Annotated in this window: 22 protein-coding genes and 1 pseudogene; 8 read left to right on the top strand and 15 right to left on the bottom strand. The window is 68.7% G+C overall.

Features of this window, described 5'->3' with window-relative positions; all coding sequences use genetic code 11:
* The first annotated feature begins 92 nt into the window (after positions 1 to 92).
* From ACYX7E_RS03700 to ACYX7E_RS03690, 3 genes are all read left to right on the top strand, one after another.
* Positions 93 to 1,553, top strand: coding sequence for an amidase family protein (locus ACYX7E_RS03700; protein WP_462079208.1), 1,461 nt, complete (start codon positions 93 to 95; stop codon positions 1,551 to 1,553).
* Positions 1,554 to 1,624: 71 nt separating this feature from the next.
* Positions 1,625 to 3,289, top strand: coding sequence for an alpha/beta hydrolase fold domain-containing protein (locus ACYX7E_RS03695; RefSeq protein ID WP_462079207.1), 1,665 nt, complete (start codon positions 1,625 to 1,627; stop codon positions 3,287 to 3,289).
* 8 nt (positions 3,290 to 3,297) lie between these two features.
* Positions 3,298 to 4,128 carry a helix-turn-helix domain-containing protein gene (locus ACYX7E_RS03690; RefSeq protein ID WP_462079206.1) on the top strand — a complete coding sequence of 277 codons (831 nt, stop codon included), beginning with the start codon at positions 3,298 to 3,300 and terminating at the stop codon, positions 4,126 to 4,128.
* Between the two features lie 21 nt (positions 4,129 to 4,149).
* On the opposite strand, the gene ACYX7E_RS03685 is transcribed toward ACYX7E_RS03690, so the two are convergent.
* From ACYX7E_RS03685 to ACYX7E_RS03665, 5 genes are all read right to left on the bottom strand, one after another.
* Positions 4,150 to 6,342: a S9 family peptidase gene (locus tag ACYX7E_RS03685; RefSeq protein ID WP_462079205.1), complete on the bottom strand. Its 2,193-nt coding sequence runs from the start codon at positions 6,340 to 6,342 to the stop codon at positions 4,150 to 4,152.
* 242 nt (positions 6,343 to 6,584) lie between these two features.
* Positions 6,585 to 7,508, bottom strand: coding sequence for a heme o synthase (locus ACYX7E_RS03680; RefSeq protein ID WP_462079204.1), 924 nt, complete (start codon positions 7,506 to 7,508; stop codon positions 6,585 to 6,587).
* A 3-nt stretch (positions 7,509 to 7,511) separates the two neighbouring features.
* Positions 7,512 to 8,747: a COX15/CtaA family protein gene (locus ACYX7E_RS03675; protein ID WP_462079203.1), complete on the bottom strand. Its 1,236-nt coding sequence runs from the start codon at positions 8,745 to 8,747 to the stop codon at positions 7,512 to 7,514.
* Positions 8,747 to 9,355, bottom strand: coding sequence for a hypothetical protein (locus ACYX7E_RS03670; RefSeq protein ID WP_462079202.1), 609 nt, complete (start codon positions 9,353 to 9,355; stop codon positions 8,747 to 8,749). The genes ACYX7E_RS03675 and ACYX7E_RS03670 overlap by 1 nt, the downstream gene beginning before the upstream one ends.
* A complete protein-coding gene (locus tag ACYX7E_RS03665) occupies positions 9,352 to 10,071 on the bottom strand; it encodes an SURF1 family protein (protein WP_462079201.1) in 720 nt (239 codons plus the stop codon). Before ACYX7E_RS03665 ends, ACYX7E_RS03670 begins: the two co-directional genes overlap by 4 nt.
* A gap of 59 nt (positions 10,072 to 10,130) precedes the next feature.
* Between ACYX7E_RS03665 and ACYX7E_RS03660 the strand changes: the two genes are divergently transcribed.
* Positions 10,131 to 10,349, top strand: a complete 219-nt coding sequence (locus ACYX7E_RS03660) for a twin transmembrane helix small protein (RefSeq protein ID WP_462079200.1) — start codon at positions 10,131 to 10,133, stop codon at positions 10,347 to 10,349.
* A gap of 132 nt (positions 10,350 to 10,481) precedes the next feature.
* Here ACYX7E_RS03660 and ACYX7E_RS03655 read toward each other — a convergent pair whose 3' ends face one another.
* The 5 genes from ACYX7E_RS03655 to coxB form a co-directional block, all read right to left on the bottom strand.
* The gene (locus tag ACYX7E_RS03655) at positions 10,482 to 11,369 is read right to left on the bottom strand and encodes a cytochrome c oxidase subunit 3 (RefSeq protein ID WP_462079199.1); all 888 of its coding nucleotides are present in this window, start codon (positions 11,367 to 11,369) and stop codon (positions 10,482 to 10,484) included.
* 125 nt (positions 11,370 to 11,494) lie between these two features.
* On the bottom strand, positions 11,495 to 12,088 hold the full coding sequence (locus ACYX7E_RS03650) for a cytochrome c oxidase assembly protein (RefSeq protein ID WP_462079198.1): 594 nt from the start codon (positions 12,086 to 12,088) through the stop codon (positions 11,495 to 11,497).
* Entirely contained in the window at positions 12,085 to 12,222 is a 138-nt protein-coding gene (locus ACYX7E_RS03645) for a hypothetical protein (protein WP_462079197.1), read from the bottom strand. Before ACYX7E_RS03645 ends, ACYX7E_RS03650 begins: the two co-directional genes overlap by 4 nt.
* Before the next feature lie 31 nt (positions 12,223 to 12,253).
* On the bottom strand, positions 12,254 to 13,879 hold the full coding sequence (gene ctaD / locus ACYX7E_RS03640; RefSeq protein ID WP_462079196.1) for a cytochrome c oxidase subunit I: 1,626 nt from the start codon (positions 13,877 to 13,879) through the stop codon (positions 12,254 to 12,256).
* A gap of 23 nt (positions 13,880 to 13,902) precedes the next feature.
* Entirely contained in the window at positions 13,903 to 14,868 is a 966-nt protein-coding gene (coxB, locus tag ACYX7E_RS03635) for a cytochrome c oxidase subunit II (RefSeq protein ID WP_462079195.1), read from the bottom strand.
* A gap of 709 nt (positions 14,869 to 15,577) precedes the next feature.
* Between coxB and ACYX7E_RS03630 the strand changes: the two genes are divergently transcribed.
* Entirely contained in the window at positions 15,578 to 16,492 is a 915-nt protein-coding gene (locus ACYX7E_RS03630) for an AEC family transporter (RefSeq protein WP_462079194.1), read from the top strand.
* Between the two features lie 66 nt (positions 16,493 to 16,558).
* Here the strand turns inward: ACYX7E_RS03630 and ACYX7E_RS03625 are convergent, their stop codons facing one another.
* The gene (locus tag ACYX7E_RS03625; protein WP_462079193.1) at positions 16,559 to 17,581 is read right to left on the bottom strand and encodes an isopenicillin N synthase family dioxygenase; all 1,023 of its coding nucleotides are present in this window, start codon (positions 17,579 to 17,581) and stop codon (positions 16,559 to 16,561) included.
* Between the two features lie 217 nt (positions 17,582 to 17,798).
* Entirely contained in the window at positions 17,799 to 19,145 is a 1,347-nt protein-coding gene (locus tag ACYX7E_RS03620; RefSeq protein WP_462079192.1) for an OmpP1/FadL family transporter, read from the bottom strand.
* Between the two features lie 361 nt (positions 19,146 to 19,506).
* Here ACYX7E_RS03620 and ACYX7E_RS03615 point away from each other — a divergent pair, with 361 nt between their 5' ends.
* The 3 genes from ACYX7E_RS03615 (at position 19,507) to crcB (ending at position 21,042) form a co-directional block, all read left to right on the top strand.
* The gene (locus ACYX7E_RS03615) at positions 19,507 to 20,199 is read left to right on the top strand and encodes a rhomboid family intramembrane serine protease (RefSeq protein WP_462079191.1); all 693 of its coding nucleotides are present in this window, start codon (positions 19,507 to 19,509) and stop codon (positions 20,197 to 20,199) included.
* A gap of 107 nt (positions 20,200 to 20,306) precedes the next feature.
* Positions 20,307 to 20,627 (top strand): DUF1820 family protein, encoded by a 321-nt coding sequence (locus tag ACYX7E_RS03610; protein ID WP_462079190.1) that lies wholly within the window; start codon positions 20,307 to 20,309, stop codon positions 20,625 to 20,627.
* A gap of 19 nt (positions 20,628 to 20,646) precedes the next feature.
* A complete protein-coding gene (gene crcB / locus ACYX7E_RS03605) occupies positions 20,647 to 21,042 on the top strand; it encodes a fluoride efflux transporter CrcB (protein WP_462079189.1) in 396 nt (131 codons plus the stop codon).
* Here crcB and ACYX7E_RS03600 read toward each other — a convergent pair.
* The 3 genes and pseudogenes from ACYX7E_RS03600 to gpmI all read right to left on the bottom strand — a co-directional run bounded on the left by ACYX7E_RS03600 (position 20,967) and on the right by gpmI (position 25,685).
* Positions 20,967 to 22,633, bottom strand: a pseudogene (locus ACYX7E_RS03600) (S41 family peptidase). The gene crcB and the pseudogene ACYX7E_RS03600 sit on opposite strands and share 76 nt — an antisense overlap.
* A gap of 227 nt (positions 22,634 to 22,860) precedes the next feature.
* Positions 22,861 to 24,126, bottom strand: a complete 1,266-nt coding sequence (locus tag ACYX7E_RS03595) for a murein hydrolase activator EnvC family protein (RefSeq protein ID WP_462079188.1) — start codon at positions 24,124 to 24,126, stop codon at positions 22,861 to 22,863.
* The gene (gene gpmI, locus ACYX7E_RS03590; RefSeq protein ID WP_462079187.1) at positions 24,126 to 25,685 is read right to left on the bottom strand and encodes a 2,3-bisphosphoglycerate-independent phosphoglycerate mutase; all 1,560 of its coding nucleotides are present in this window, start codon (positions 25,683 to 25,685) and stop codon (positions 24,126 to 24,128) included. Before gpmI ends, ACYX7E_RS03595 begins: the two co-directional genes overlap by 1 nt.
* Positions 25,686 to 25,734: the final 49 nt, after the last annotated feature.

The raw sequence follows: 25,734 nt of genomic DNA, 5'->3' as shown, positions 1-25,734 counted from the left end.
GCGGACCCTGTGACCCAGCCCCCGTCCCGTTCAACCCGACCCGTTGGCGCGCCTGCGCCGGAGTAGATCGCCCCATGTCCGTTGCCGCTTCCATGTCCCTGTCCGACGCCTTCGCGATCGGTCGCCTCGATGCCCACGACCAGGCCGCGCTGCTGCGCTCGGGCGAACTCGATGCCGCCGGCCTGCTCGATTCGGCGATCGTGCGCATCGAAGCCCTGGATCCGCAGTTGCAAGCGCTGAGCCATCGCGCGTTCGCGCAGGCGCGCGACGAAGCCGCGGCGGTCGCCGCCCGGTCTGGCGGCGGGCAGGCTCAGGGCAGGCACGATGAACGCCTGCGCGCCAACCTGGCCGGGGTGCCGTGGCTGGCCAAGGATTCGCTGGACTACCCGGGCATGCCCACGCTGTCGTGCTCGCGCAGCCGCAGCGGCGTGCTCGCCGCACACGGCCATGCCTATGTCGAGCGCCTGATCGGCGAAGGCCTGGTTGCGGCCGGCAAGTCGTCGATGCCCGAGTTCGGACTGCTCGGCTCCACCGAACCGCTGCAGGGTCCGGTGACGCGCAATCCCTGGTCGCTGGCGCATTCGCCGGGCGGTTCCAGTGGCGGCGCGGCGGCGGCCGTGGCGGCCGGCCTCGTGCCGCTGGCGCAGGGCAGCGATGGCGGCGGTTCGATCCGGCTGCCGGCCTCGTGCTGCGGACTGGTCGGCCTCAAGCCCGGACGCGACAGCACCGTGCGCGTGCGCAGCCGGCACCTGGTCGAAGACCTGCTGGTCGGCGACAGCCTGATGTCGCGCAGCGTGCGCGATACCGCCTGGGGATTCTCGGCGACGCACCTGCAGGCCGATCGCCCGATGGTGCGGACGGCATCGACACGACGCCTGCGCATCGCAGTGGTCGAGCACGGCCTGCGCGGCGGCGTGCCGCATCCGGATGTGGCGGCCGCGACGGCGCAGGTCGCCGACCTGTGCGCGTCGCTGGGCCATCACGTCGAGCGCGCCACCTGGCCGCTCGACGGCCATGCGTTCCTGGCTGCGTTCGAAGACCTGTGGTCGCACCTGTCGGCCGATGCCGTCGATGCCACGCGTGCGTTGCTGGGCACGCGTCGTCTCGAGGACGCCCTGGAACCGTGGACCCTGGACCTCGCGCGCCGTGCCGAGCGCCTGCCGAGCACCGCGCTCGAAGCGGCCTATCGCCAGATCGCCGCACTGCCGGGCCAGCTGTCGGCCTTCCACGCCGACTACGACGTGCTGCTGTCGGCCGTGGTCAGTGCGCCGCCACCGCTGCTGGGCACGTTCGCACCAACGGTGCCGGTCGACACGCTGATGGCGACGATGTTCGAATGGATCGACTACACGCCGCTGCAGAACATGGGCGGCACCCCGGCGATCTCGCTGCCGCTGTCGAGCAGCGCCGAGGGCCTGCCGATCGGCAGCATGTTCGCCGCCGATCGCGGCGGCGAGGAGATGCTGCTCGCACTGGCCTACGAACTCGAGGCCGCCCGCCCCTGGCACGACCGCTGGCCGACCCATTCGGTCGGTGCCCGTACAACGGCCTGAGCACGTTCCGTCCATGTCTCCCGACGGCCGCTGCTGATCGTCACTTCCCTGCCCTCATCGCCGAACCCGCCATGTCCTCGCCCACGTTGTTCCAGTCCCGCCATCCCTCCGACCTGATCGACCTGGTCGCCCAGCATCCGCTTGCGTGGATCGTCTCCGGTCCTGCCGGCGGTCTGTCGGCAACGCCGTTGCCGGTGCAGCTCGAATGCGACGCCGAGGGACAACCGCTGCGCCTGCTCGGGCATTTCGGCCGCAACAATCCGCAGTGGAAGACCTTCCTCCACGCGCCGCGTGCCACCGTGCTGCTGATCGGTCCCAACGGCTATGTGTCGCCGTCGTGGTTCGCCGACCGCACGCGTGCGGCGACCTGGAACTACACCACCGCCGTGTTCGAGGTCGAGATCGAACTGCGCGATACCCCGGAGGACGCCGAGCGCCTGCTGACCGGCCTGATTGCAGACCTCGAACGCGATCGTCCCGGTGCGTGGAGCGCGGACGACATGCGCGCGCGTTTCGACGGATTGGCCAAGGGCATCGTCGGCTTCCATGCGCGCATCCTGTCGACGCAGGCGACCTTCAAGCTCGGCCAGGACGAACGCGACGACGTCTTCGACGACATCCTGCGCGGGCTGTGGAACACGCGCCAGGAAACGCTGGCGCACTGGATGCGGCGACTGGGCGGCGAACGCGGCAACGACGCGATCCCGTCGATCACCCCACGGGCGACGCCGATCGATGTCGAGGTCGCCGTGTTCATCGACGGCGCGATTGCCGAGTCGCGCCGGCTCAGCGCCGAATGGACCGCCAGCGGACGCAAGCTGGACTGGCCGGCGATCCGCCAGATCGCCGAGCAGGTCCGCCTGCCGTGGCGTCTGGGTGGCCCGGTAATGGCGCGCACCGAAGAGATCTCCGCACCGACCCGGCATGGCCCGGTGCGCCTGCGCATCCACGATCCCGCACCCGGGCAGCGCAAGCCCACGCTGGGCTACATCCACGGCGGCGGCTGGGCGATGTTCAGCCTCGACACCCACGACCGCATCATGCGCGAACTCGCCGATCGCGCCGGCGTGACCGTCATCGGCATCGACTACGCGCTCGCGCCGGAAGCGCGATACCCGGTCGCGCTCGAACAGATCGTCGACATCGTGCACTGGCTGCATGCGCACGGCGATGCGCATGGCATCGACGCCCACGGCCTCGTGCTCGGCGGTGATTCGGCCGGCGGCAACCTGTCCACCTGCACCGCGTTGAAGCTGCGCGACAGCGGCCACGGCGACCTGATGGGCGGCGTGCTCAGCTACTACGGTGGCTTCTCGCCGGACTGCTCGCCGCAATCGCGCCGACGCTACGGCACCGACGCCGACATGCTGACTGCGGCGGAGGTCGACATGTTCTGGCAGACCTATGTGTCCACGCCCGACGACCGCAACGATCCCTATGCCGCGCCATTGCTGGCGGAGCTGGAAGGACTACCGCCGTTCTTCATCGGTGTCGGCGAGTGCGACGTGCTGACCGAGCAGAGCCTGACGATGGCCGGTCGCCTGCTGGCCGCGGCGGTACCGGTCGAGGTCAAGGTCTATGCCGGTGCGCCACACAGCTTCATCGAGGCGATGTCGGTGTCGTCGGTGGCCAACCGCGCACTCGACGACGGCGCGGCCTTCCTGCGCCGCATCGCTGCAAGGACGCATGCCGCCAGCGATCGCGCCGGCACCGCCAACCTGAGGGCAGCAGGATGAATCCGTCCATGCATCACGACACGCACGCACCGGGACATCCTGGTATCGCTTCGATCACGCTGCGCCTGAGTCCGCAGGCAGGCCTGCGCAACGGCCAGGCAGAATGGCCGGCCCAGGTCCGCGTACAGGACCATCAACACGATGCCCGCGCGCTGATCTCGCATGCCGGCGACGAGCGGGCACGCTTGCTGGTGCTGCACAGCGGCAGCGCCTCGCTCGAGGCCTGCGGCACGCATCTGGAACTATCTTCGCGACGCGCGGCCTGGGTGCCCGCACATTGCGACTACCGCATGCATTTCCGCAGCGACAGTCGCCTGCAGGTGCTGCAGGTCGCCGCACCTGCGGCCACGTTGCCGGCGCAACTGCGCAGCGTGGAAACCACCTCCCTGCTGCTGGCACTGCTGCAGGAGGTCCGCAGCGTCGGACATCGCCTCGACGACCCGGCGCGGCATGCCTCGATCGTCGACCTGCTGCTGTGCGAGATCCCGCGCATGCGCTGCTTCGACAGCGATACCCGGCTGCCGCAGGACCCGCGCCTGCGCCGGGTCTGCGAGGCGATCCTGGCCGATCCCGGCGACGAGCGGCACATCGACGACTGGGCCGCCGCGATCGGGATGGGCCGCCGCACCTTCACCCGCCTGTGCCGCGAACAGCTCGGCATGGGCCTGGTCGCATGGCGCCAGCAGGTGCGCATCAAGGCGGCGGCATCGCGCCTGGCGACCGGCGCACCGATCGCCCGCGTCGCCAACGAGATGGGCTACAGCAATCCCAGCAGCTTCAGCAGCACGTTCCGCCGTGTGCTCGGCGTCCAGCCCAGCCAGTACATGCATCAGCGCTGAGACAGCCCCACTGCCGCAGGATCAGCGTTGCGGCACATTGCCCCAGCGGTCGTCGGCGGCCCAGATCGCGAACGCGAGGAAGCGCGCATCCTGTTCGCGTGCGGCGGTCGTGCCGGAGTCCCCCATATGGCCGCCGGTCATCGCGATCCTGGCCATGATCGGATGGCCTGCGGTCGTCAAGGCACGTGCCTTGATCGCGAACTTCAACGGCTCCCAGAACGCGACGCGCTCGTCGGCGACGCTGCCGGTCGCCAGCAGGGCGGGGTAGGTCGCGCTGCGCAGTTGGTCGTAGGGCGAGTACGTCGCGATGTAGGCGTGATCCTCGGGCACACGCGGATCGCCCCAGAACGGGAACGAGGTCGTGCCCAGCGGATGGATCTGGTATTCCTCCAGCGTGGTCAGCACATCGACGAACGGTACCTGCGCGATGACGCCGGCCCACAGATCCGGACGCATTGTGTAGACCGCACCCATCAACAGGCCGCCGGCCGACAGCCCATGCGCAACGATGCGGCCCTTGCGCGTGTAACGCTGCGCGACCAGGTGTTCGGCACAGGCGATGAAGTCGGTGAACGTGATTTTCTTGCCGTGCTTGAGCACCGAGCGCCACCAGCGCGTGCCCTTCTCGGCGCCGCCGCGCACATGCGCGATCGCGTGGATCCAGCCTTGGTCGACCAGCGCGATCGCGGCTGGCGAGAACGTCGTCTCGACGGTCGCGCCATACGAGCCATAGGCGTACAGGAACAGCGGCGCGCTGCCATCAAGCGCGGCGCCCTTGCGCATCAGCACGGTGACTGGGATCTGCTCGCCGTCTTCCGCGCGCGCCCACAGGCGACGCACCTCGTAGCGATCGGGATCATGGCCCGCAGCGACGGTGGTGGGCGCGGCCGGACGCACGGCGCCATCGGCCAGCGTCAGCAACTGCGTCGCCGGAGGCGTGCGCGGCGTCTGCAGCGTGAATGCCAGCGTCGGCGAGATCCAACCCTGGTGCAGCGGCACGTTGAGCGCATATGCGGGTTCGTCGAATGCGATCTCCTGTTCGCGGCCATCGGCGAACATCAGCACCAGGCGTGGATTGGCATCGCGCCATTCCTCGCGTACCAGGTGCCCGGCGAACGGATGCACCGCGGTGATGAAACGGCCGGGCACGTGTGCCAGCAGCGGCTGCCAGTGCGCCTGGCCGAGGGACTCCTCGCTGGCCGACATCAGTTTGTAGTCGATCGCGCCATCGGCATCGGTCAGGATCACCAGGCGTCCGTTCCAGTCGTCCACGTCGTAGGTGTGGCCGACACGACGCGGCTCGACGACGATCGGCGTCGATGTTGGCGCGGCCATCGGCACCAGCCGCACTTCGGCCATTTCGCCATTCATGATCCGCAGCACCACGTAGCGCCCGGACGCGGTCGTGCGCAGCGACAGGAAGAACGCCGGGTCGGTTTCCTCGTAGACCAGCGTATCGCTGCCGGCGGCGACGTCACGACGGAACACCGTCGACGGTCGCCCGGTGTCGTTGCGGCCCACCCAGAACAGGTAGCGCCCGTCCGGCGACAGCGTGAACGGACCATGCGAATGCTCGATGTCGTCGACAACGATGCGCCCGCTGTCGATCTCGCGTGCCCGGATCGAGAAGATGCCCGAGCCGGTGGTATCGGCCGCCCAGGCGTACAGGCGACCGTCGGCGCTGTGCTGCGAGCCGAACCAGTGCAGCGCGTAATAGGCATGCCCCGCGCTCTCCGCGCCGACATCCAGCAGCACCTGTTCGGCACCGCCCGCGACCGGCCGCCGCGCATGCACCGGGTGATCGCTGCCCGGCTGCTCGCGCGTGTAATAGACGTAGTCGCCATCGCGGACCTCGATCGGCGCCTGCTTGCCGCCGCCGATGCGCGCCATGTCCTGGACCAGCTGTTCGCGCAGCGGCTGCGCCGGTGCCAGCATCGCGTCGACATAGCCGTTCTCGGCATCGACCGCGGCGCGGATGTCGGCATCCAGCGACGACGGATCGCGCAGCACCGCATGCCAGTCCTTCGGGCGCAGCCAGATGTAATCGTCGATGCGCGCATGGCCGAAGCGGCCGACCTGCATCGGGATGCGCGCCGGCTGCGGCGGCACCGGCCACGGTGTCGGCTTGACCGGCGACAGGGCCCAGGCCGGCGACAGCGTCGCGGCGCCTGCAAGCAGTCCGGTCCAGGCGATGAACTGGCGGCGATCGACCATCGGTACGTCCTCGGAAGGGGGACGACCGGGAGCGGGACGTCCAGCCCCCACCGTACCCACTGCCTCCGGCGCGCGCATTCGCTCGCGGGCCAGAACAGGAGGAATTCAGGTCAAGCGGCGCATCGAAGGCCTCGACCGGCCCCGGCCGCGGCCCCGGCCCCGGCACCAGGTGCGCTATGCGGGCCCATCTGCAGCTTCCGCCGGCAAATATTCGCGGCCGCCGCGCTCGACCCGGGCCGCCCTTATCCCAAGCGCTGCCACTGCAGCGTCGGCAGCGCCGGCGCCAACCACGGCAGCAGCCAGTGGTCCAGCAGCAGGAAGGCGAACAGCGCCATCAGGTAGACCACCGAGTAATTGAACACGCGCATCGCGAAGAATTCGTCCGGCGGGTCCAGCAGGCGCCACGCGTACCACAGGAACATCGAGCCCAGCACCAGCGCGCCGCCGAGGTAGAACACCCCGCTCATGCCGACCAGGTACGGCAGCAGCGTCACCACCACCAGCAGCACGGTGTACAGCAGGATCTGCCAGCGTGTGTATTCGACACCATGCGTCACCGGCAGCATCGGCACCAGCGCGCGCGCGTAGTCGTCGCGGCGGAAGATCGCCAGCGCCCAGAAATGCGGCGGCGTCCAGATGAAGATGATCAGCACCAGCAGGCAGGCATGCGCCCAGTCCCAGCGACCGTCCATGCCGGTCACCGCGGCCCAGCCCAACAACGGCGGCGCCGCGCCGGCGATGCCACCGATGACGATATTCTGCGGCGTCGCCCGCTTGAGGTAGCCGGTGTAGACGATCGCGTAACCGATCAGCGTCGCGAACGTCAGCGCCGCGGTCAATGTGTTGACCAGCAACACCAGCAACGCCATCGACAACGCGCCCAGCGCGATCGCGAACGCCAGCACCTGCGCCGACCGCAACGCGCCGGTCGCCAACGGCCGGTTGGCGGTGCGCGCCATGACCTTGTCGATGCGCTGGTCGATCAGGTGGTTGATCGCGGCCGCCGATGCCGCCGCCAGCCAGATGCCGAGCAGGCCGAACACCGACTCGCGCAGCGGCGGCAATCCCGGCACGGCCAGGAACATGCCGACCAGGGCGGTGAACACGATCAGGGCGACCACGCGTGGCTTGGTCAGCTCCCAGTACTGGCGCATCTGGACGGCCATAGTTCAGTCCGGCTCGCCCAGGCGCGCCAGCAGCGACACCAGCACGAACAGCAGCAACGCAGCGCCGCCGTTGTGCAGCACCGCGGTCCACAGCGGCAGCGCCAGCTTGACGTTGAGGATGCCCAGCGCGACCTGCGCCAGCGTCAGCAGGCCCAGCGCGACCGCCCAGCCACGCAGGCCCGGCGTGCGCGCCAGGCGCCACGACAGCACCATCAGATAGACGAAGACCACGATCGCCATGACCCGGTGCGCGAGCTGGATCGCGATCCGCGATGCGCCATCAAGCACGCCGCCCTCGTAATCCGCGCCGACGCCGCGCCACAGCACGAAGCCTTCGCTAAAGTCGGTCGGCGGCAGCCACTGGCCGACGCACTTGGGGAAATCCATCCAGTGCGGGGTCGCGGTGACCCAGCCACCGGCGCCGCAGGACAGCGCCGCATAGTTGGCGCTGACCCAGCCGCCCAGCGCGATCTGCACGCCCAGCACGGCCAGGCCGGCGATGACCCAGACGCGCAGCGCGCGCGCATTGATCAGGCGGATCGGCAGGTGCGTCGCCCGCCAGGCCATCCACAGCAGCAGCGAGAACGTCAGCATGCCGCCCAGCAGGTGGCCCATGACGATGATCGGCTTCAGCAGCAGCGTCACCGTCCACTTGCCGAGCAGCGCCTGGAAGATCACCACCGCCAGCGTCAGCACCGCCGTGCGCGCGAGGTCCAGGTTGGACCATCGCAACGCCGCGAACAGCAGCACCGCCTCGCCCAGGCCGGCGACCAGCAGGGCTTGCGTCGTCATCCCGCGCATGTACAGCGGGATCGCCAGCGCGACCAGGGTCGAGGCCACCAGCACCTGCGCGATGCCGAGCCTGCGCTTGCGCGCGGCCAGCAGCGCCAGCGCCAGCACCAGCACGCCCAGCGACGCAGCGAGGTGGCGGTGGACCTGCTCGCGCCAGGCCTTGTGCGTCTCGAACGGGCGGATCGCACTGGCGGCATGGTCGTCGACTTCATGCGCCGCCTGCGGCCAGGTCGCGCGGCCGTAACAGGTGGGCCAGTCGGGACAGCTCAGGCCGGCGTCGGACAGGCGCACGAAGGCACCGAACACGATGACGCACAACGTCAGCGCGGTCGCGAACCATGCCAGCCGGTGGAAATGGCGATAGACCGACGGCCGCCCGACGGCACCACGGCGGCTGGTGTGTGCGGTAGCGGTCCGGGAGGCCGGATGCGGATCGGGCGTGCTCATCAGCGCAACTTCAGCAGCTTGGACATGTCCGAGCGCAGGTGGCCCGGATCGAAGCCGGGAGCGTAGCGCATCATGACGAATCCGTTGGGATCGACGATGTAGACCGGCACGCCGGCCGGATCCTGCACGCGCGGCAGCGCGTCGCGCACCGCCGGCTCGTCGCGCAGCACGCGCAGCGCGGAATTGCGCATCGCGTCCCTGGGTGGCTCGCCGATCCACAGGATGTGCACGTGGTCGGCATGCCGACCGAACAGTTGCCAGACCTTGTCCAGGTCCTGCGACAGCGTCACGCAGCGCTGCCCACAATCGGCCGGCGGCGCCAGCGCGATGCGCCAGGTGCGCTCGACCGGTGCCCAGTCGTAGGGCGTGCCATCGGCCAGGTGCGGCACGACTTCGCGCAGGTCGCCCGGCGGATCCAGCAGTTCGCCGTAGTTGCGCATGCCATGCGGCTGCCAGCCCGACATCCGCAGCGCCACCGCGACCAGCGCGCTGCCGAGGAAGATCACGAAGATCAGCACCAGCAGGCCGCGGTTGCGGTTGCGCTGCTGGGGATTGACCGGCGGTGGCGGCGTGGGAGCCGCGGGGGGCGTTGCAGGAGACGCGTTCATCGACGGGATTTCCGGAAGGTCAGGATCAGCGCGGTGACCAGCACCGCGATCGCCAGCCCGAACCATTGCACGGCATAGCCAAGGTGCTTTTCGGGCGGCAGCGTATTGGGAAGGATATCGAGGTCGCGCGCATAGCCGATCAGGTGCTCGGGATCGAGCTTGAGCACACGCGTGGCCAGCGCCGGCTGGCGCAGCAGCGCCGGCAGGTTGGCGGCGTCGAGGCCGATGGTCAGCACGCCGCCCTTGGGCTCGGGGGCGGCGACGGCGGTGACGATGCCGCCGGACGGCCGCGGCATCAGCAGGCCTTCAAGCAGTTGCTCGCCGGCGGGCAGCGCGATCGCGGGCATCGTGCGGTCGGCCGGCAACGGCAACCAGCCCAGCTCGACCAGCACCGGCAGGCCCTCACCGTCAGGCTGGAACAGGCGGTAGGCGCGGACACCCGGCCGGCCCTCGCGCTGCTGGTTGTCGAGCAGCACGGCGGGCGCATCGACGAAGTGCCCTTCGCCGCGTACCCAGTCGTAACCGCGCGCATGCGCGGGGTCGAGTGCGGCGTCCAGCGGCGCCGCCGCACGCTGCGCCAGCGTGGACTCGACCGCATCGAGCATCGCCTGCTTCTCGTGCATCCGCCCGAGCTGCCACTTGCCCAGCGAGGCGAACGCGACCATCGCCAGCAATGCCAGCGTCCAGCCGAAAGCGAGCGGGATCCTGCGGGTCACGCGTTCACGCCGCCGGGCTGCGATAATGGCCCATCGCGCACGCCGCACCGGAGACCGCCATGAGCGACTCGCTGAAAACCCTGCTGATCATCGCTTTCCTGGCAGTCATCCTGTGGAACCTCGGCGCGGGCCTGTACTACATGCTGGTCGACAAGGGTGCGACCAAGCGTACCGTCAATGCCCTGACCAAGCGCATCGCGCTGTCGGTCGCGCTGATCCTGATCGTGATGCTGTCGATCTGGATGGGGTGGATCAAGCCGCACGGCATCGGCGGCTGATGGACGGCGGCAGTACCGCCGTCAAACAGATATCTGGGACATAGGACAGGGGCTCGTGAGCGCCCCGGCAGGCTGCGAGCCTGCCTGTGCGCTGCCTGATGCTGCCCGGCGGCGCTGGATGCCCGGCTTCGATCAGACGACGTAGACGAACATGAACAGGATCAGCCAGACCACGTCGACGAAGTGCCAGTACCAGGCCACCGCTTCGAACGCGAAGTGGTTCTCGCGGTTGAAGTGACCCTTGAGGCACCGGAACCAGATCACCGCCAGCATGATCGTACCCAGCGTCACGTGCGCGCCGTGGAAACCGGTCAGCATGTAGAACGTCGAGCCGTAGATGCCCGAACCCATCGTCAGGTTCAGTTCGCTGTAGGCGTGGATGTATTCCTCGGCCTGGAAGAACAGGAAGATGCAGCCCAGCAGCACGGTCGCACCCAGGAACGCCAGCAGCTGCTTGCGGTGACCGGCCTTCAGCGCGTGGTGCGCGATGGTGATGGTGATGCCCGACGCCAGCAGGATCAGGGTGTTCAGCAGCGGCAGGCCCCACGCCGGGATGGTCTCGAAGAAACCGCCGACCTGGCCCGGACCGGTGCTCGGCCAGCCGGCGCTGTAGCCTTCCCACAGGACGCTGTTGCCGGCACCCTTCGCGCCTTCGCCACCGAGCCACGGCACCGACAGCTTGCGGGCGTAGAACAGCGCGCCGAAGAAGGCGCTGAAGAACATCACTTCGGAAAAGATGAACCACACCATGCCCATGCGGAACGAGGTGTCGACCGACTTGTTGTAGTAGCCCGACACCGATTCCAGGATCACGTCGGCGAACCACTTGAACAGGATCGCGATCAGGCCGGCGATGCCGACGAAGAACACCGAGCGGCCCCAGCTGATCTCGTTGAACCAGCTCGCCAGGCCCAGCATCGTGATAAACAGGAAGACCGAGGCGAACAGCGGCCATTTGCTGTGGTGCGGCACGAAGTAGATGTTGGCGTCGTGCGTGTGCTCGTTGTGTGCCTGGGCCATGATGCTTGCTTCCGTCTGGAGATCGCGTGCGCTGTTGCGTGGAGTCGGGTGTGCGGGAATTGCGTGGAACGGATCGGCTTGCGTGCTGCGGGTGTTGCTTGGCGCGTATTGCGTGACGCGTGTTGCTACGGCGCGCCTGCGACGTTGGCGACACCGGGGCTGACGCCGGCCGGTGCCTGCCGCGCCAGTTGTTCGGTGGCACGGTCGTTCTTGAAGAAGGTATACGACAGCGTCACCGTGTGCACATCGGCCGGCAGCGCCGGATCGATGATGAAACGCACCGGCATGTCGCGGGTTTCCCCGGCCAGCAGCGTCTGCGCGGTGAAGCAGAAGCATTCGGTCTTCTGGAAGAACGCCGACGCGCGTGCCGGCGCCACCGAAGGCGTCGCCGTGCCGACGATGCCGATCACGCTGTCGTTGTGCGCGAAGTACGTGGTCTCGTACTGCTCGCCGACCCGCACCTGCATGCGCGTCTGGTTGGGGCGGAACGACCACGGCAGCTTGGAATTGACGCTGGCGTCGAACTCGACCGTGACCATGCGGTCCTGCACCTGCACGGCCGCCACCGTCGCCGCATCGGCGGCGGTGTTATCCATGCGGATGCCGAAGACCTTCTCGCAGGCGATCCGGTACAGCGGCACCAGCGAGAACGTCACCAGGAACGCGGCGAGCGACACGCCGACCAGTTTCAGGACGCCCTTGTGCTGCCCGGCGCTCATCGCCCGATGACCCCGGACAGGATGAAGGCCACGTAGATCCCGACCGAGATCGCACCCACGACGACGGCCGTGCGGACGGCGCGCTTGCGGCGCAGCGCGATCTCCTGCGGGCTGTTCGGGTCGGGCGTGGTCATGGTGGGGGTCGAGGCGTCCTGGCGTCGCGGATCAGTGGGTGACGTCGTCGTGGGCCAGGTCGCCCGGCTTGATGACCGGCGGCGTGGTGAAGGTGTGGTGCGGCGCCGGCGACGGCACGGTCCACTCCAGGCCCTTGGCGGCTTCCCACGGACGCGCGGGGGCCGGAGCGCCCTTCTTCAGCGAGTGGTACAGGATCGCGAACATCATGAACGGCGTGACGAACATGCCGAACGCACCGATCGAGCTGATGAAGTTCCAGTCCGCGAACACCGGGTTGTAGTCCGGGATGCGGCGCGGCATGCCGGCCAGGCCGAGGAAGTGCTGCGGGAAGAACAGCAGGTTGATGAAGACCACGCTCCACCAGAAATGCACGCCGGCCCAGAACTGGCTGTACATTTTGCCGCTCCACTTGGGCCACCAGTAGTACACCGCGGCGATGATGCCGAACAGCGCGCCCGGCACCAGCACGTAGTGGAAGTGGGCGACCACGAAGTAGGTGTCGTGGTACTGGAAGTCGGCGGGCACGATCGCCAGCATCAAGCCGGAGAAACCGCCGATGGTGAACAGGATCACGAACGCGATCGACCACAGCATCGGCGCTTCGAACGTCAACGAGCCCTTCCACATCGTGGACACCCAGTTGAACACCTTCACGCCGGTCGGGATCGAGATCAGCATCGTCGCGAACATGAAGTAGATCTCGCCACCCAGCGGCATGCCCACGGTGAACATGTGGTGCGCCCAGACGATGAACGACAGGAACGCGATCGCCGCGGTGGCGTAGACCATCGCCTGGTAGCCGAACAACGGCTTGCGGCTGAAGGTCGGCAGGATCTCGCTGACCACGCCGAACGCCGGCAGGATCATGATGTAGACCTCGGGGTGACCGAAGAACCAGAAGATGTGCTGGTACATCACCGGGTCGCCGCCGCCGGCGGCATTGAAGAACGAGGTCATGAAGAACTTGTCGGTCAGCAGCATCGTGACCGCGCCGGCCAGCACCGGCATCACTGCGATCAGCAGGAACGCAGTGATCAGCCAGGTCCAGCAGAAGATCGGCATCTTCAGCAGGTCGATGCCGGGCGCGCGCATGTTCAGCACGGTGGCGATGATGTTGATCGCGCCCATGATCGAGCTGATGCCCATCATGTGGATGGCGAAGATCGCCAGCGCCACGCTGTTGCCACCCTGCAGCGACAGCGGCGGGTACAGCGTCCAGCCGCCGGCCGGTGCGCCGCCGGGGATGAACAGCGTCATCAGCAGCAGCGTGAACGCGAACGGCATGATCCAGAACGACCAGTTGTTCATGCGCGGCAGCGCCATGTCCGGCGCGCCGACCTGCAGCGGGATCATCCAGTTGGCGAGGCCGACGAACGCCGGCATCACGCCACCGAAGATCATCACCAGTGCATGCACGGTGGTCATCTGGTTGAAGAAGTACGGGCTGACGTGCTGCAGGCCCGGCACCATCAGCTCGGTGCGGATGATCACGCTCATGCCCGCGCCGATGATGAACATCACGAACGCGAACAGCAGGTACAGCGTGCCGATGTCCTTGTGGTTCGTGGAGAAGAACCAGCGCTCGATGAAGCCCTGCTTGTGATGGCCGTGATCGTCGTGGTGATCGGCGGTAGCGGCGGCGGAATGCGTCGACATGGATTGATTACCTCGGGAAACGATCAACCAGCCACGTCAGCGGCAGGAGCGGATTGGGTCTTCGCAGCGGTGGCTGCGGCGTCGGCGGCCGGGGCTGCTTCCGGAGTGGTGCTGTCCGGGACGGCAGGCGCTGCGGGAGCAGCCGGCGCTGCCGGGGCCGGGGCGCGGCTGGACTTCTCGGCCGCCAGCCACTGGTCGAACTCGGCGCGCGGCACGGCCTTGACCACGATCGGCATGAAGCCATGGTCCTTGCCGCAGAGCTCGGCGCACTGGCCACGGTAGATGCCCGGCTCGAGGATCTCGGTCCAGGCCTCGTTGACGATGCCCGGGATCGCATCCTGCTTCCAGCCCAGCGCCGGCACCCACCAGGAGTGGATGACGTCGTCGGCGGTGATCACGAAGCGGATCTTGGTGTCGGTCGGCAGCACCAGCACGTTGTCGACGTCGAGCAGGTAGTGCGGGTGCGCATCCAGCTCGGCGCGCGTGGTAGCGCGGTTCTGGCGCAGGCGGTCGCTCTCGCGGTCCAGGCGGCTGGTCAGCGCGACGTCTTCGCCCAGGTACTCGTACTTCCACATCCACTGCACGCCCGTGACCTTGACGGTCATCTCGGAGTTGCGGGTGTCGTACATGGCGATCAGCTTCTGCGTCGCGGGCACCATCATGATCACCACCAGGATGATCGGGATGACCGTCCAGATGATCTCGGCCGTGGTGTTGTGGCTGAACTGCGCAGCGACCGCACCCTTGGACTTGCGGAACTTGAACATCGCATAGGCCATCGCGCCGAACACGATGACGCCGATGACCACGCAGATCCACATGACCATCATGTGCGCGTCATAGGCATGCTGCGAGGAAGCGGTGACACCGCGCCCCATGTTCAGCTGCCAGGGCTTGGGATCGGCCGATTGGGCCAGGACGGGCTGTGCCACACCCGCCAGCGACAGCAAAGCTGCCAAGTACCACCGCGAAAAACGCGCCTGCATCATGCCTAGACCCCAATGTCATCGGTCGCGGCCGCAAGGCCGCCAGCAAACTGGATTATGGAAAACACTCAAGAAAGAACGGGCCGCGAGCCCGTCATGCGGGGCGCGAAAACCGCTAAATGGTAGCCGGGGGCAGCATCCACCGGCAAGTTGAGGCTGTCCCGCAATGATCGAGGTCAATGCGCAGGCGGGCTGGCGGCACCCTGCATGGCCCCGGCGACGGCGCAGGATCGGCCCGAATGCGCGATTCGGCGCGGCAACGGGCCGGTCCTGGGCCAGTCGCCGCGCGCAGGACCCAGGCGCGCGATCGAGGCCTTCAGACAGCAACCAAGACCTCGGCAGCGAGGAAGGCGCGCTGCTGTCGCCCGGGCCTGCCGGAAGCGCGCGCTGTTGGTCGTCGAGCCGATCGCCGACCTCGCCCCACCGGCACGTCCGCAGCCCGCCTGCGGCTGCTCGAGGACACCCAGGTCGCAGGTCCCGGCCTGCCGGTGGGGCGCGCAGGCCAGCGACGACGGCAGCTCCCGGGGCAATGGCCGCCGCCCGGTCGGGAACGGCGCCGCTTCCGGCGTCGCCATCGCTTGGTTCGCGACCGATCGATGCTGGCGATGGCCGCGCACCGGTCACGCCATGGCGCGCATTCGACCATCGCCGCAAATCGCATCCGCGCCGAGCCCGGTACCATCGGCGCCCCCCCCCTATCTGCCGAGCCACCATGGCCTTCGACGCCTTTGCCCTGATCCTGGCGATGCTCGCGCTCGGCCTGCTGTTCGCGCGGCTGCGCGCCTTCCCGGCCAATGCTGCCGAGGTGCTCAACCGCGTCGTGCTCTACGTCTGCCTGCCGGCGGCCATGCTGATCCATGTGCCACGGTTGCGTTTCGACGTGTCGCTGCTGGGCCTGGCCGCCACGCCGTGGCTGCTGGCGCTGGCGACGATCGCGTCGGTGGCGCTGCTGTCGCGCTGGCTGCGCTTCCGCCGCGACGAGACCGCGGTGCTGCTGCTGTGCGTCGCGCTGTGCAACAGCAGCTTCATCGGCTATCCGATGGTCGGCGCCCTGCTGGGCCAGCACGCGGTGCAGTACGCCGTGGTCTACGACCAGTTCGGCACCGCGATCCTGCTGTCGACGTTCGGCCTGTACGTGATCGCGCGCTACAGCGGCGACAGCACGCCGCGCGCCAGCGAGGTGCTGCGCCGGATCCTGCGCTTCCCGCCGCTGTGGGCCCTGGTGTTCGCCTTGACGCTGATGCCCGAGCAACCACCGCGCTGGGTCGGTTCCGCGCTGCAGAACCTGGCCGGCGCGATGCTGCCTTTGGTGATGCTGGCGGTCGGGCTGTCGATCCAGCTGAAGATGCCGCGCGACGAGATCCGCCCGCTGCTGGCCGGCCTGACGCTGAAACTGCTGGTGATGCCGCTGCTGGCCTGGCCGCTGTCGCTGCTGTTCGGCATGCAGGGCCCGATGCTGCAGGCCAATGTGCTGGAGTCGGCGATGCCCGGCATGATCACCGCCGCGGCGCTGGCGATCTCGCACAACCTCGCCCCGCGACTGGCCGCCGCGCTGGTCGGCTACGGCATCCTGTGTGCGCTGGTGACGCTGCCGGCCTGGGCCTGGCTGCTGACCCGCTGGTCCTGAGTCCGCGCGGCCGCCTGCACGCGACATGCCTGTACTTGGCAAGCCTGCACGCGACACCGCAACGCGTCAGCGCGACGCGACCTCGCCCAGCAGGTCGGCATGGTGGCGCGCGGCCACGTCCGGGTGCGAACGCAGGCGGCCCTTCAAGGTGTTCTGGCCGACATCGCGGAACAAGGGATTGTCGGGATCGCGCGTGTAGCCGGTGGCCTCGTCCGCGAGCGCGGGCGGCAGTTCCAGCGCGGGGATCGTCGCGTCCAGGCGCGCGCCGAGGAAGCAGGCTGCGGACAGGCGCTCCCTGCCGGCCGGTGGACTGACCACGCGATGCACCGCCGCCTTCAGATAGCCGTCCGACGCCAGCTCGAGCTGTTCGCCGATGTTGACCACGTAATGGCCCGCGTGCGGCGTCGCGTCGATCCAGCCGCCATCGGCGGTTTCGACCTGCAGGCCGCCGACGCCATCCTGCAGGATCAGCGACAGCAATTCACCGTCCTTGTGTGCACCGACGCCCTGGCCGCTGCCCGGCGCAGCATGAGCGGGATAGCGGATCAGTTTCATCGTCAGCTGTGGCGCGCCGCGATACAGCGGCAACAACACATCGCGCGGTTGCCCCAGCGCTTCCATGCAGGCCTGCAGCACCTGCAGCAGCACGCCGGTCATCGCCTGCTGCCAGTCCAGCACGGTCTGGCGGAACCCCGGCAAGGACGCCGGCCATTGGTTGGGGCCCTGCAGCCGCGTCCATGCCGGCACGCCCTGCGCCTGCTCGACCGCAACGGCATCGTCGCGGCCGAAGTCGATCTGCTCGCGCCAGTCCGCCTGTCCGCGCGTGCGCTCGGCACCGGCGCGGGTATAGCCACGGAAATGCGGCGAACGGATCATCGCCAGCGCGTCCTTGTCGGCATCGGGCAACGCGAACAGCGTCCGGGCCTGTGCCAGCAGCGCGGCATCCAGCGTCGCCGGCACGCCATGACCACCGACCTGGAAGAAGCCGATCCGGCGCGCCGTCTCGCGCAGTTCGCGCAACGCGGCATCGCGCCCCGGGGCGGCGGGCGCCAGCCGCGACAGGTCGATCAAGGGCAGTTGTTGCGGCATTGCACGCCATCCCGGGAACAGCCGGCAGTGTAGGGCCCGCAACGCAGCGCGGCATTGCACTGGCGGGGCGACTGCGTTGCCTGCCATGGGACGACGGCGCAGCGCGGGCCGCAGACAGCGGAAAGCCCCGACAGGCGGGGCTTTCCGGATGACGCGTGCCGATCTGGTTGCCTGATCAAGCGAGTCAGATCAAACGAACCCGATCAAACGTGCCCGATCAGAACCGGTACTGCGCCGAGACGCCGAACAGGTTGGCATTCCCGTCGAACGGACCGGCCACGGTGTTGCCGCCGCTGCTGTAGTTGATCTTCGGGTCATCCGGCACGATGCGGGTGTAGGCGAAGTTGACGTCGAGCGCGTCGCTGACCTGCCAGGTCGCACCGACCGAGTACCAGGTGCGGTCGTCATCGGGCAGGCGCGGCGTGCGGTGGGTCAGGCTGGTCGGGGTTTCGTCATACGCGACGCCGCCACGCAGGGTCCAGGTATCGTTGAGCTTGAACTCGGCGCCGACGGACGTGAACGTCGAGTTCTTCCACTGGAACGGCTCGACCGAATCGGGATCCGGACGCTCGAAATCGATGCGCACTTCGCGCAGCGACTCCCAGCCGGTCTCGGCCCAGCTGGCCGACAGGGCCAGGCGGTCGTTGACCTGCCAGGTCGCGCCCACCGACAGGATCGACGGCGTGGTCAGCTTGGCCGAGGCATTGCCGTCCTGGAACAACGGCGACGTGGTCGGGCTGGCGCCCAGCACGGCCGCGACATTGCCCGGCACGGTCCAGTCGACGGTGCCGCTCAGCTCGTAATCGATCTCGGAGCGGTAGCTGACGCCGATCGCGACGTTCTCGGTCGGACGGAAGTGCGCACCGACCAGCCAGCCGAAGCCGTTGTCGTCGCCCTGCACTTCGGCAAAACCGTCGGCGGCCTGCGGCAGCGCGAACGGCAGCGGGCGGGTGGCGGGGTTGGAGAACAGCAGCGTTCCGAAGTCGACCGACTTGGACAGCGTCACGTCGGCGCGCGAGGCGATCACGCCGATGCCGACCGAGAACTTGTCGGTCACGTCGATCGCGCCCGACAGCGTCAGGTCGACGATGCGCACGTCGGAGGTATGGGCCAGGTAACGGCCGACCCAGTTGTCGTCGTATTCGGTCTTCAGGCCGAACGGCGCACTGACCATCGCGCCCAGCGCCACGCCGTTGTCGAGCTTGCGGATGTAGGACATCGCCGGGACCGGGGTCACGCCACCGGCGTTGCCGCCGTTGCTGCCGGTCAGGGGACGGCCCAGCGCGTCGGTGCCGCTGCCCTGGAACTCATAGTTCAGGTCGATCGCGGTGACGTCGATCTGGAAGGTGTTGCCTTCGAACTGCGTCATCACGGCCGGGTTGTTGACGACCACCGACGAGTCGCCGGTCTTGGCCGCGGTGCCGGCAAAGGCGCTGCCGAGCGACTTGACGCTGTTTTCCTTGAGCTGGAAACCGGCGGCGTGCGCGGCCGGGGCGAACGCGAGCGCGCCGGCGATGCCGAGCGCCAGCGTGGAGAGCTGGATGAGACGGGGGGTATTGGACATGCGGGTCACTGCTCCGGGGTCTTGATGCCTTCAGGATGCGTCTGGCAGCGTGGCGACTTGGGCCACGCCGTCCGCCGGAATGCCCTCCCGACCTGCGACGCGGGCGCACTATACCGTACCGTGCAGTGTGGAACGCGTGTGCCTGGCACGCCCTCGCGTATTCAGCAAATGCGCTGTGATCGCGGTCGCGCTTGCGTGCCGGGCGTCCGATGCGTGCCATGCATGCCATGCCCCTCCCGGCGATTCGCCCAGGCCGACGATGCAGCCGATCGTGCAACGCGATGCGCCCCCCCCTGCTGTCATCCCATCTGAACAGGCAGGGCCGAACAGGTAAGGTGTGTGTCCTGCCACCGGATCCGCCATGTTCATTTCGATCCCCACCCGCAACCAGAGCACGCTGCGCTGGGCCACGCCGATGCTGTTCGCGCTGCTGTGGCTGGCGTTCCTGTGGGCCAGCACGCGTCCGGATGCCTCGCAGCAGGCGCTGCTGATCGAATGGGGCGCACTGACCGGCGGCTCGCTGACCAGCGCCGGCCTGCGCGACTGGCTCGATCCTGAGCGCTGGGTCAGCCTGTTCAGTGCCCTGTTCCTGCATGCCGACTGGGCGCACCTGCTGGGCAACCTGGTCTTCCTGCTGATCTTCGGGCTGCCGGCCGAGCGCATCATGGGCGCGTGGCGCTTCCTGCTGCTGTTCCTGCTCGGCGGCGCGTTCGCGAACCTGTTCGCGGTGTTCGCGATCGGCACCCCTGACCGGCTGATCATCGGCGCCAGCGGCGCGGTCTCGGCGGTCATCGGCGCCTACCTGGCGCTGTTTCCGCAGGCCAAGCTCGGCGTCGTGGTGCCGCTGGGGCTGTTCCTGGAATTCGTGCGCGCGCCGGCCTCGCTGCTGATCGGGGTCTGGGCGGTGCTGCAGGTGGTGTTCGCCTATATCGGCCCGGCCTTCGGTGCCGTGGCCTGGGCGGCGCATGTCGCCGGTTTCCTGTTCGGCGTGGTCTTCGCGCTGCTGTCGCGCCATGCGATCACGCGCCGGCTGCGCAAGCTCAAGGGGTATTGAGCGCGGGTATCGGCGTTGTTGAAGCGCGGCGCGTGTTCCGTGACCCACCGCGGCCTCCCTGTCCACGCCATCCCCTTTGCCCGCCCTTGGGCCTACAATCGGGCGTAATGAAAAGCACGCTCTACAAAGTCAGTTTCCTCAACCACGGCAAGGTCTACGAGCTGTACGCCAAGCGCGTCGACAGCGGCCGGCTGTGGGGATTCATCGAAGTCGCCGACCTGGTCTTCGATGTGCACGACGGGCTGGTCATCGATCCCACCGAGGAACGCCTGCGCGACGAGTTCGGCAACACCCGCGCCCTGCACCTGCCGATGCAGGCGATCCTGCGCATCGACGAAGTCGAGAAGAAGGGGCAGTCGGCGATCCGCGATGCCGAATCGGGCGAAAAGGTAGTCACGCCGTTCCCGCTGCCGGCCAAGCCGCGCTGAGCACAGGGAACCTGGACCGGTGAAGGCGTTGTTACTGGTTGGACTCGGTGGCGCCTTCGGTTCGATCTGCCGCTATCTGCTGTCGGCCTGGCTGATGACGAGCGGGCTGGTCACGACGGCGGCGCCGGGCAGGTTTCCGCTCGGCACCTTCGCGGTCAACCTGATCGGCTGTCTGCTGGTCGGCGTGTTCGCCGGCCTGGCGCAACGCCATGCCTGGTTCGATGCCGACCTGCGGTTGCTGCTGGTGGTCGGCATGCTCGGCGGCTTCACCACGTTTTCCGCGTTCGGCCTGGACACCGTGCAACTGCTGCGACGCGGCGACTGGCTGATCGCCAGTGGCTATGTCGGCGGCAGCGTGCTGCTGGGCATCGCCGCGGTGATGCTGGGCTGGAAGCTGGTCGCGCCGCACGCCTGAGCCGTAGGAGCGGCTGGCACCGACGGCTTTGTGGGAGCGCACCCGGGCGCGAACGGGCTTGCATGGGAACGCCTCATCGCGCCTGTCGGCGCTCCCATCACAGCGATCCGCGCTACTGCTGCGCCGGCACCGCGCCGGTATCGCCGCGCGCCACCTCGGCGGCCGGGCGCTTGAGCTCGGCCAGCGCGGCGTTGATCGGGCCATCGCCATCGAGCACGTCGCCGGCACCACTGCCGTCTTCAAGATCGCCACGCAGGTGGCCGGGCAATGTCGCCTCGGTGATGCGCGGACCCGGCGCGACGGTCTCGCCGGGCTTCGCGGCGACATCGGGCTTCAGCACGACGTCGGGATCGATGCCGCGCGCCTGGATCGAGGTGCCCTTGGGCGTGAAGTAACGCGCGGTGGTCAGCTTGACCGAGTCGCCATTGCCCAGCGGCAGCACGGTCTGCACCGATCCCTTGCCGAATGTGCGGCTGCCGACGATACGGGCGCGACCATTGTCGCCCAGTGCGCCGGCCAGCACTTCCGAGGCGCTCGCCGAACCGGCGTCGACGATCAGCACCACCGGCGCGCCATGCATCAGGTCGCCGGGCGCGGCGGAGAACTCGGTGTCGTTGATGCTCATGCGGCCACGCGTACTGACGATCTTGCCCTTGTCGAGCAGGTCGTCGGCGATCTGCACCGCCGCGGTCAGCAGGCCGCCGGGATTGCTGCGCAGGTCGATCACCAGGCCGCGCAGGGCCTTGCCGGTCGGGCCCTGCAGTTCCAGCAGCTTGCTGCGGAAATCCTCGGCGGTATCGAGCTGGAACGCGCTGACACGCAGGTAGCCATAGCCCGGTTCGAGCATGCGCGCACGCACGCTGGCGACGCGGATGGTGTCGCGAGTGACGTCGATCTCCAGCGGCGCGGCTTCGCCTTCGCGCACGATGCTCAGGCGCGCGCTGGTGCCGGGCGGTCCGCGCAGCGGTCCCTGCCCCTGGCTGTCGGCGGCGGTCAGCGGCTTGCCGTCGACCGCGACGATGGTGTCGCCAGCGCGGATACCGGCCTTCGCGGCCGGCGTCTCGTCGATCGGCGAAATGACCTTGATGCGGCCATCGGGCAACTGCAGCACTTCGACGCCGATGCCGACGTAAGCGCCGCTGGTGTTCTCGGCGAACGCATCGGCGACATCCTTCTCGAGGTAGGCGCTGTGCGGATCGAGGTCGAGCAGCAGGCCGCGGATCGCCGACGACATCAGCTTCCGGTCCTCGACCGGATCGACATAGCCCTCGCGGATCGCGTTGAACACGCCGACGTAGCGCTTGATCTCATCGAGCGGCACCCGCGTCGATGCGCTCTCGGATGCGTCGGGGTCGTCGCTGGCCGCCACTGCGTGCGCATCCTCGTCAGTCTCGGCAGGTGCCTCCTGGGCGGCAGGCGCGGCATCGTCATTGGCAGCAGGCGCTGCGGGCGTGGCCGGTGGCGTCGCCTCGGGCGCAGGTGCAGGTGCAGGTGCGGGCGTCGTCGGTTGCGGCGGCGTCGCTTCGGCCGGGGCGCTGGCCGGCGCGACCTGCTGGGCGAACACCGGTGCCGCAGCGCCTGCCAACAGCAGGCTCGACGACAGCAGTCCACATGAAAGCAGCCCGCCTGAAAGCAGTTTGGACAGCGCCAGCGACAACGGACGAACTTGCATGCAACGCACTCCGGGTGGGACGGGACGGGCGGGACCAGACACGATCAGACCATACCCGATGGCATGGGTTCACCCGATTATGGGGGCGCAACGGGGATTTTCGTTAAGGCCGCGCGGAAGCATTCAGCACGTTGGCGCGGCCGGGCTCAGCGCTTCTGCAACCAGGTCGCCGGATTGACCGGCTGGCCGTTGCGGCGCAGTTCGAAGTACAGGCCCGGCCGTCCCTGCCCACCGGAGTTGCCGACGCTGGCCACGGGGTCGCCACGCTTGACGTTATCGCCGGCATCCTTGAGCAGGGCATCGTTGTGCGCGTACAGGCTCATGTAGCCATTGCCGTGGTCGACGATCAGCAACATGCCGTAGCCGGTCATCCAGTCGGAGAACACCACGGTGCCATCGGCGACGGCATTGACGCGCGTCCCCGCTGCCGCGCCGATCAGGACGCCGGAACTGCTGCGGCCGTCGGGCAGGCGTTGACCGAAACTCGACAGCAGGCTGCCGGCCAGCGGCCAGCCCAGGCCACCGACCTGGACCGGAGGCGTACTGGCCACTGCGACCGGTGGCCGGCGTGGCGGTGCGGCGGTGCCGGGCGCGCGCGCTGTGGACGCGCGGTTGGCGGCGGCCTGGCGTTCGCGCTCGGCGGCCGCGCGACGTTCGGCGGCGGCGCGGGCGGCGGTCGCGCGCAACTGCGCCAGCAGGCGTTCCAGCGATCGCGCATCCTGGCCCAGCGCCTTCTCGCGCGAGGCGCGGTTCTCGTAGCGCTTGTCCAGATCGGCGACCATGTCGGCGCGGCTGCGGCGATCGCGCTCCAGCGTCTCGATCCTGCCGTGCTGCTCGCGGCGCGCGGACTCCAGCGCGGTCTGGCGTTCGGCGACTTCGCGTTCGAGGACTTCCAGCCCGGCCAGTTCGTCACGCAGCGCCGCAATGCGCTGCGCGCGATGGCGCTGCAGATACTGGTGATAGGTCAGCGCACGCGCGCTGTCGGCAATGCGGTCCTGCGCCAGCATCCGCTTCAGCGGCGCGCTCTCGCCTTCGGTATAGGCCGCGCGCAGCAGTCCGGCCAGCTCCTCGCGCTGCGCCGCCAGCGTCTTCTGCAAGGCATCGCGGCGTGGCTGCAGTTCGGACAGGGCCGCCTGTTCTCGCGCAAGCCTGGCTTCGGTCTCGCGCAGCGCGCGTGCCGAGGCCGCGACCCGCTCATCGGACTGGCGCAACTGGCGCGCGGCGTCGCCACGCTGCGATTCCAGCCGGCGGCGTTCGCCGGCGACATCCTTGAGTTCCTTGCGCACGCGTTCGAGCCGGCGCTCGGTCTCGCGGCTGTTCTGCGCCAGCGCATCGCCGGCCACGACGACGCCGAGCAGCAGCATCGCGGCCGCCACGACCGCCATGCGCCGGATCGACGGGCGCATCGGCATCAAGCGTTCGTCAGCAGGCTGGCGCCGGTCATCTCCGCCGGCTGCGGCACGCCGAGCAGGTCGAGGATCGTCGGCGACAGGTCGCGCAGCGCGCCGCCGCTGCGCAGCGTGGCATGGCGGCTGCCGACATAGACCAGGTCGACCGGACCGACGGTATGCGAGGTATGCGGCTGCCCGGTCTCCGGGTCGCGCATCATCTCGACGTTGCCGTGGTCGGCGGTCACCAGCAGTTCGCCGCCCTTGGCACGCGTCGCCGCGATGATCTCGCCGACCGCGCGGTCGACGGTCTCGACCGCGGTGATCGCCGCTTCCAGCACGCCGGTATGCCCGACCATGTCGGGGTTGGCGAAATTGCAGATGACCACGTCGAAGCGCTCGGACTCGATCGCCGCGACCAGTTTCTCGCACACTTCCGGCGCGCTCATTTCCGGTTGCAGGTCATAGGTGGCGACCTTGGGGCTCGGCACCAGGATGCGCTCCTCGCCCGGATACTCGGCCTCGCGCCCACCGCTGAAGAAGAACGTCACGTGCGCGTACTTCTCGGTCTCGGCGATCCGCAGCTGGGTCAGACCGTGCGCGCCCAGCACCTCGCCCAGCGTATTGGGCAGGTTGTCGGGCGCGAACGCCAACGGCGCCGGCAGCGAGGCGTCGTATTCGGTCAGGCAGACGAAGCGCGACAGCACCGGGCGACGCACGCCGGACGCGGTGCCGGATGTCGCGATCGCATGGAAGCCATCGAAGTCCGGCGCCACGAATGCCGCGGCCAGCTGGCGCGCGCGGTCGGCCCGGAAGTTCATGAACACCACGGCATCGCCATCGCGCATCGGCTGCGCGCCGGCCAGCGCGGTCGGCAACACGAACTCGTCGTTCTCGCCGCGCGCATAGGCATCATGCAGGACCGACAGCGCATCGGTCGCCGCGCCGGCCTCGTCTGCGATGCGGGCATCGACGATCGCGGCCCAGGCCTTGTACTCGCGCTCCCAGCGCTTGTCGCGATCCATGGCGTAGTAGCGCCCGCCGACACTGGCGATGTGCGCATTGCCCAACGCATCGCAATGCTGCTGCAGCGCACGCAAGCTGGGTTCGGCCGAACGCGGTGGCATGTCGCGGCCATCCAGGAACGCGTGCACGGCCACGCGCACGACGCCACGGCGCTTGGCAAGGTCGAGCATCGCCAGCACATGCGATTCATGGCTGTGCACGCCGCCGGGCGACAGCAGCCCCAGCACGTGCAGGGTGCCGCCATTGGCCAGCACGGCATCGCAGGCCGCATTGAGCTCGGCGTTGTCGAAGAAGCTCGCATCCTCGATGGCCGCGTCGATGCGGGTCAGGTCCTGGTAGACGATGCGGCCGGCGCCGATGTTCATGTGCCCGACTTCGGAATTGCCCATCTGCCCGTCCGGCAGGCCGACGAAGCGGCCCTCGGTATGGATCAGCGTGGTCGGGTGCTCGGCCAGCAGCCGGCGCCAGTTGGGGATGTCGGCCAGCGCCAGCGCGTTGTCGCGCGGATCGTCGCGATGCCCCCAGCCGTCGAGGATCAGCAGGACGACGGGCCTCACGGCGCGGCCAGCGCGCGCGGTCGCGGGCGTGGTGGAACTCAGGGGAGAC

The sequence above is a fragment of the Luteimonas sp. RIT-PG2_3 genome (assembly GCF_054902115.1).
The sequence above is the reverse complement of the archived record's forward strand: the minus strand, read 5'-3'. Positions and strand labels throughout refer to the sequence as shown.

Coding starts and splice junctions, on each gene's coding strand:
- ACYX7E_RS03670 (WP_462079202.1), bottom strand. CDS start 9,355: ATGAACGCGTCTCCTGCAACGCCCCCCGCGGCTCCCACGCCGCCACCG.
- ctaD (WP_462079196.1), bottom strand. CDS start 13,879: ATGTCGACGCATTCCGCCGCCGCTACCGCCGATCACCACGACGATCAC.
- ACYX7E_RS03685 (WP_462079205.1), bottom strand. CDS start 6,342: ATGGTCGATCGCCGCCAGTTCATCGCCTGGACCGGACTGCTTGCAGGC.
- ACYX7E_RS03660 (WP_462079200.1), top strand. CDS start 10,131: ATGAGCGACTCGCTGAAAACCCTGCTGATCATCGCTTTCCTGGCAGTC.
- ACYX7E_RS03610 (WP_462079190.1), top strand. CDS start 20,307: ATGAAAAGCACGCTCTACAAAGTCAGTTTCCTCAACCACGGCAAGGTC.
- ACYX7E_RS03650 (WP_462079198.1), bottom strand. CDS start 12,088: ATGAGCGCCGGGCAGCACAAGGGCGTCCTGAAACTGGTCGGCGTGTCG.
- ACYX7E_RS03645 (WP_462079197.1), bottom strand. CDS start 12,222: ATGACCACGCCCGACCCGAACAGCCCGCAGGAGATCGCGCTGCGCCGC.
- ACYX7E_RS03680 (WP_462079204.1), bottom strand. CDS start 7,508: ATGGCCGTCCAGATGCGCCAGTACTGGGAGCTGACCAAGCCACGCGTG.
- ACYX7E_RS03615 (WP_462079191.1), top strand. CDS start 19,507: ATGTTCATTTCGATCCCCACCCGCAACCAGAGCACGCTGCGCTGGGCC.
- ACYX7E_RS03690 (WP_462079206.1), top strand. CDS start 3,298: ATGCATCACGACACGCACGCACCGGGACATCCTGGTATCGCTTCGATC.
- ACYX7E_RS03675 (WP_462079203.1), bottom strand. CDS start 8,747: ATGAGCACGCCCGATCCGCATCCGGCCTCCCGGACCGCTACCGCACAC.
- ACYX7E_RS03595 (WP_462079188.1), bottom strand. CDS start 24,126: ATGCCGATGCGCCCGTCGATCCGGCGCATGGCGGTCGTGGCGGCCGCG.
- ACYX7E_RS03700 (WP_462079208.1), top strand. CDS start 93: ATGTCCCTGTCCGACGCCTTCGCGATCGGTCGCCTCGATGCCCACGAC.
- ACYX7E_RS03620 (WP_462079192.1), bottom strand. CDS start 19,145: ATGTCCAATACCCCCCGTCTCATCCAGCTCTCCACGCTGGCGCTCGGC.
- coxB (WP_462079195.1), bottom strand. CDS start 14,868: ATGATGCAGGCGCGTTTTTCGCGGTGGTACTTGGCAGCTTTGCTGTCG.
- ACYX7E_RS03695 (WP_462079207.1), top strand. CDS start 1,625: ATGTCCTCGCCCACGTTGTTCCAGTCCCGCCATCCCTCCGACCTGATC.
- ACYX7E_RS03655 (WP_462079199.1), bottom strand. CDS start 11,369: ATGGCCCAGGCACACAACGAGCACACGCACGACGCCAACATCTACTTC.
- ACYX7E_RS03625 (WP_462079193.1), bottom strand. CDS start 17,581: ATGCCGCAACAACTGCCCTTGATCGACCTGTCGCGGCTGGCGCCCGCC.
- ACYX7E_RS03630 (WP_462079194.1), top strand. CDS start 15,578: ATGGCCTTCGACGCCTTTGCCCTGATCCTGGCGATGCTCGCGCTCGGC.